Source organism: Methylophaga sp. UBA5088 (assembly GCF_002414625.1).
Lineage (GTDB): Bacteria > Pseudomonadota > Gammaproteobacteria > Nitrosococcales > Methylophagaceae > Methylophaga > Methylophaga marina.
In genome coordinates, this window is record NZ_DIAC01000128.1 from 3,219 (window position 1) to 9,282 (window position 6,064).

A 6,064-nucleotide genomic window follows, 5' to 3' on the forward strand; every position below is an offset into this window, starting at 1 on the left:
CATAAAAGAAACACTTACAGATTTACCAGAAAGTTATCCACAAGCTTATCCACTGGAATTGTGAGTAAGGTGAATAAGTGATTCCTTTATCGAGTTTACTTCTTTTTGATCTTCCATCTTCAACGATGACTTTGCTATGCGAAAATGGGATTGGTTAAAAAATAACCAAGTCATAAAGCTTGTCATAAAAGAGTCACTTACAGATTTACCAGAAAGTTATGCACATGCTTATCCACTGAAATTGTGAGTAAAAAGAATACGATTATTTCTGGAATACTGATCATGTCTGTTTCATAAACCTAGATATATCAACATTTTTCGGCTGATTTTTGCGTTGGTTAAAATTTAACCACATCATAAAGGTTGCCATAAAAGAAACACTTACAGATTTACTAGAAAGTTATCCACATTATTTTCCACAGAAATTGTGAGTAACTAGCGTAATGACCAGCTATACCTTGAAATTGAGTTTTGCATAACAAATTTGAGGAAAATATCTATATAATTCTTATGGGAATTCGTTAATTAAGTCGTGAAAGTGAGAGTATTAAGTTGTTCAAGCTCAGATACCGTTTACATCTATTGTTGTTGTGGATAATCACATATCCATTTCAAGCAGCAGCATTTGATACCGGTATCGATAATTTTCACATCAACGGCTATGGTTCACTTGGTCTTGTCTATAACGATAGTGATGATATTTATTATCGACATTCGATTGAACAAGAAGGCTTCGATAAAGGGTTTGATTGGACGACTGCTTCTAATTTGGGAATGCAGCTGGACTATGCGTTTAACCATAAACTGACATTCACGACGCAGTTCTTATTAGAAAAACGACCAGAAAACTCCCTGAACCGAAGTATTGAGTCAGCTTTTTTTTCCTACCATATCAATGATGCTTTTGAGCTGAATATTGGCCGCATGCCGAATGGCGTTTTTATGTCATCTGAATATAAGAACGTGGGGTTTGCTAATTTATGGGCTCATCATCCAGTTGAATTCTATGGCCAGATCGCCAGTGATAAATATGATGGTGTTGAGTTAAAACATCACTCAAGGCTAGCAGATGGAATGCTGACCACCTCTATCTGGGGAGGACGTAGTCATTTCCCTTATGCCAGCAGCGATGGTTCAGAAGAGGTTATTTGAGCCCAATTATGGTGTAAGCCTGGGTTGGGAAAATCAGACCTGGCAATTTCGTGTTTTGTATTCTCAAGCGAAGATTAATGATAAGGCAGATCCTGTAGCGGCACTTGATGAGGCTTTAATACAAGCATCAGAATTTGGCTGGCCTGAAGCAGCTTCACTGGCTGGATTTTCTATCAATGATACCTGGCTTAAATATTTAGCCGCTGGCGTTAGCTATGACAAAGATAACTGGTTGATTCAAAGTGAGCTCAGCTTGGTGAAAGCGGAAACCAGTGTTCAAGATAAATATGCTTCAGGATACCTCAGCATAGGTCACCGTTTCGGTTCAATCACACCATATATTATCGTTAGTAAATTTAAAACGCTTGGCAGTAGAGAGAAGATAACATCAGCGCCGGCCTTTATTCCCGCTTATCAGCAACTACAAGCAATTACGCAGGCTGCGAGCAATGCTATGTATACCGATCAGGGAAGTATTGGTATTGGTGCGCGTTGGGATGTGTCACAGAGAGTGTCATTAAAAGCGCAGTGGGACAGCACCTGGGTTGAAAAATATGGCGATTTTATTTTCGAGCAGAAAAACCCTATAGATAAACAACACAGTTTTGATACGTTTAGTCTGACCATGGATTTTATATTCTGATGAAGACATTATTCGTATCATTCATACTGCTTTTATCATTGATGCCTAGCATGGTTTCTGCCGATGATCTTGTTGTTGTGGCCAATAAAAATAATCCTTTAAATGAATTATCAAAACAACAAATCATTGATATTTTCATGGGAAGAACCACATTCTATGCATCGGGACAGCGCATTATTTTACTTGACCAGAAACTTAACTCGTCTACGAGAAAACAGTTTTATCTCAAACTTGTTAATAAAACACTTAACGAAATCAATTCATACCGAGCCCGATTACTTTTTTCTGGACGAGCGACCTTGCCCAGAGAAGTCAGTGATAAGGAGTTGATTAACTACTTAGAGACAGATACGGATGCTATTGGCTATGTTGAAGCAGATAAAGTGAACGATAAATTAAAAATTCTTGGTTATGTTGACTAAGCTTCGTACCAGTATCGCAACACGTTTAGCCCTAATACTGTTGCTTGCTGGCCTGGTGTCGGCCTTATGTACTGGCTATGTATTTTATAGTTATACCTATTCAAAAGAGTTTGCCCAGAGTCAAAAACAACTGAGGCAACTGGTTCATGCCGTGTCCCAAACTGCTGCCATTGCTGCCTATCTGGATGATCTCACATTGGCTAAAGAGGTAGTTGACGGCATTGCCGCCAGTGATTTAGTGAAAGCCGTGGTACTAAAATCCACCCAGGAAACATTATCAACGCGTGGCATTATGCCTGATGAACCCGTTGAGACTTTGCGATTTAATTTGGACTCACCCTTTGTTACGGGGGAAACGGTCGGAAAGTTATTAGTCGCCCCAAATATTGCCTCAATTCAATTCGATGCTAAAAAAACGGCTATGAATCATGTGACTCTCATCGCTGTGCAGACATTTATTTTAATTACCTTAATCATTTTTTTACTTAACAGACAGCTCATTACAGAAATTAAACGCCTAGCCAAGCGTTTGCATAGTATTCGTATTGGTAGTGACCAACGTCTGGTTCCTACGCCATCACACAAATATGATGAAATTGGTTTATTAACTCATGATATCAACCACTTATTGAGCTCGGTTGAAGATAATATCAACCTTGAAAGAGCGCTAAGACAGGAAGTAGAAGAGCTCGAAAACCGTTTCAGAGATATCTTTGAGCAATCCAGTCATGGCATCGCGATTGTGGATATTGATGGCAAAATGAAGCTACATAACCCATCATTCAGAAATATTATTGGTAAGCCAAGTTTTGAAAAAATTTCTCAGCAAAACCCCGTTTCATTCTTCACCGTCTTTGACGAGGAAAAAAGTCGTTTAGAGTCGGCTGCTGCTGAGGTTTTATTAACAGGTGAGTCACGTGCCGTTGATATAAAAATTGAGGACAGTGGTGAGACTCGATGGCTATATTGTCTTATTTCACTTATGACTGATGATGATAAAGCGTCGTCATTTGAGATTGTTTTACAAGATATCTCTGAACGTCGGAATCGTGAAGAAAAACTCAAAGGGCAGGCTGAAGTTGATGCTTTAACCAATCTATATAATCGTGGTGCTGGAGAAAATAAGATAGAACAGCTCATCACATTAGCTGAGACTAAGCGTTTTGCTTATGGCCTGTTTATGATCGATTTGGATGGCTTTAAACCCGTTAATGACCAGTTTGGCCATGAAGCAGGTGACAAAGTGTTGATTGAAGTCGCAAATCGATTATTGAGTTCTGTGCGTGCTGACGATGTGGCGATACGTTGGGGGGGCGATGAATTTGTTATTTTTGCCAGATTAACCACAGACCTATTGGAAGCGAGTCGTATCGCAGAAAAACTGCTGAGTATTTTACGTGAACCAATTGAATGTGAGCTCTATAACACGGTCAATATTAGTGCGAGTATCGGTATCGCGCTTTATCCATTCAATGCCGACAACTTGGAATCACTGCTTAAATATGCTGACCTGGCTATGTATGAAGTGAAGTCACAGCACAAAAATGGTTATAACTATTTTAAACAACCCAGTTTGAAGACCGCTGATACTGATAATGTGATCACTGGATTTTAAAATGCCCGGTGTGAACACCGGGCATAGATAGAATGATTTACTGAATTGGCAAAGAGATTAATTTGCCGGCTTTCATGTCAGGTACCAGTATTGACTGACCATCTGCAGATAGTGCAATGTCAGCTGCAGAGACAAAGTCTTCACTGATGAGCTGAGGTGTCGCTTTAGGCTCAACTAATTGCCAGACTTTACCATTCTGCCAATCACTCACGTAAAGATAACCTTTACTGTCTCTGACCAGACCATCTGCGCCACCAAAGCCCTTGTTTAAGGCCTCGGTTTTGCCTGAACTGATAGATGTGCGGTACAGATCCCCAGTACCAAAGTCGGCGACTAATAGTGTGTCATTACCATCCATCAATAGGCCATTTGGGCGTTTAATCGCCGAGTTGGTATTTAAAATTTCACTTATTTTTCCTGCTTGTGTGATTTGATAGATACCAGCGTTTTCACCTTCATCCGTGCCACTGTCTGAAACATAAATGGTGCCATTACCATCAATTTCCACATCATTCAGGAATACGGGTTTTCCTGGAAGTGCTTTCTTATCAGCGATAACGTTGACCTTGCCATCCATGTCGACTTTCACAACATGATCGACGTCAGCAATATACAGTTCGTTATTCCATAAATCGATGCCTTTTGGATCATTTAAGCCTGTGGCTAAAGTTGACTTTTGACCGTCTTTATCAATAACGGTAACCTTACCATCACCCGCTTTGCCAAACTCACCAATTTCAGTAATAAACACACGTCCATCTGGTGCAGCAATTGCTGATTCAGGCATCACCAAGCCGCTGATCGTTTGACTATTTGAGCGAGACGTAGCGACTTTTGCTGCTTTGTCATCGCCATAGCTGACACGATAAATCACATCATTGTAGTCATCTGAAATCAACAATGAACCATCAGAAAGTTGTAATACATCGGTTGGTCGTCCCCAGGCTTCTCCATTTTGTAACCAACCATCAATAAAGACATCTTGACCCGTTACCTGATGATTATCATCAAAAGTGACGCGCATTAACTGGTAACCAACAGGGCTGGTTCTATTCCAGGAACCATGCTGAGCAATAATAGCATCGCCTTTATAATCGGCTGGAAACATGTCTCCTGTATAGAATTTAAGGCCCAGACTCGCTGTATGTGCCTGAAACTCTTGCACTGGGAAGGTGACTTTTTGTGGGACTTTTTTGTCTTTCCAATCTGGATGTTGTGCCTTGCCACCAGCATAAAATGGGAAACCGAAATGCATACCCGCTTCAGGAGCCTCATTGAGCTCACCTGGTGGGGTGTCATCACCCATCATATCGACATTATTATCAGTGAAATACAAGTCACCAGTGTCGGGCTGGAAATCCATACCGACTGAATTCCTGATCCCTTTGGCATAAATCTCAGCCTCACTGCCATCAGCATTCATGCGAATAATGCTGGCCTCGATACCTTCAGGGTTACAGATATTACAAGGGGCACCGACCGTCACATACAGTTTGTTATCGGGGCCAAAAGCAATATAACGCCAGCCATGATGGGCTTTATCCGGGAGTCTGTCATAAATGACTTCACGCATTTGTTTGAATGGGAGCGTCAGGTCAAAACCTGGTGCAGCGTAGCGTGCAATACGGTTTTGCTCAGCGACGTAGAGATTACCCTGGTGCATGGCGACGCCATTACCTACTTTTAAATCATCAAGAATATTGACGACTTTTTCCGCTTTGCGATCTTTGTTTTTATCAACAACAGCAAAAACATTATTACCGCGTGTGCCGACAAAGACTGTTCCTGTTGATTGACCCAATGCCATTTGACGAGCACCCTCGACTTCAGCATATACATCAATATGGAATCCTTCTGGCAAGTTGAGTTTGTGCAGATTTGCTTCTGCATCTGCCCGATCTGCCAATACAGCCTGACTCATTAGTCCTACTGTGCTGGCTAATACTAGCTTAGAGATAGTCTTTAATGTCATACATCCTCCTTTAGTCTGTATTTCTTAATGATCAGAACAGCGACACCTGTATTGTTATCATCACTGCACTGTTTTTATGCGGGTATCAGGGTGCTTTTTTCTGATACCTGGAGTACTTATTGTCTAAAAATGGATTACTTTTTACCGACAGTTATTGTTCAGTAAGAAAAGGGTAGTCGATGTAACCATGGGCATCACCACCATCAGTTATTGTTCAGTAAGAAAAGGGTAGTCGATGTAACCATGGGCATCACCACCAT

The 6,064-nt window shown here is 40.9% G+C and carries 5 protein-coding genes; 4 read left to right on the forward strand and 1 reads right to left on the reverse strand.

Annotated features, from left to right (window positions below):
• Positions 1-552: 552 nt before the first annotated feature.
• From B4K20_RS15760 to B4K20_RS15775, 4 genes are read left to right on the forward strand one after another with little or no spacing between them, the layout of a single operon-like run.
• Positions 553-1,152 carry a hypothetical protein gene (locus tag B4K20_RS15760; RefSeq protein WP_289283645.1) on the forward strand — a complete coding sequence of 200 codons (600 nt, stop codon included), beginning with the start codon at positions 553-555 and terminating at the stop codon, positions 1,150-1,152.
• Positions 1,118-1,795: a hypothetical protein gene (locus B4K20_RS15765; RefSeq protein WP_289283646.1), complete on the forward strand. Its 678-nt coding sequence runs from the start codon at positions 1,118-1,120 to the stop codon at positions 1,793-1,795. Before B4K20_RS15760 ends, B4K20_RS15765 begins: the two co-directional genes overlap by 35 nt.
• The gene (locus B4K20_RS15770) at positions 1,795-2,217 is read left to right on the forward strand and encodes a substrate-binding domain-containing protein (RefSeq protein WP_289283647.1); all 423 of its coding nucleotides are present in this window, start codon (positions 1,795-1,797) and stop codon (positions 2,215-2,217) included. Before B4K20_RS15765 ends, B4K20_RS15770 begins: the two co-directional genes overlap by 1 nt.
• On the forward strand, positions 2,207-3,832 hold the full coding sequence (locus B4K20_RS15775) for a diguanylate cyclase domain-containing protein (RefSeq protein WP_289283648.1): 1,626 nt from the start codon (positions 2,207-2,209) through the stop codon (positions 3,830-3,832). Before B4K20_RS15770 ends, B4K20_RS15775 begins: the two co-directional genes overlap by 11 nt.
• 37 nt (positions 3,833-3,869) lie before the next feature.
• On the opposite strand, the gene B4K20_RS15780 is transcribed toward B4K20_RS15775, so the two are convergent.
• The gene (locus tag B4K20_RS15780; RefSeq protein WP_289283649.1) at positions 3,870-5,804 is read right to left on the reverse strand and encodes a PQQ-dependent sugar dehydrogenase; all 1,935 of its coding nucleotides are present in this window, start codon (positions 5,802-5,804) and stop codon (positions 3,870-3,872) included.
• Between the last annotated feature and the right edge of the window lie 260 nt (positions 5,805-6,064).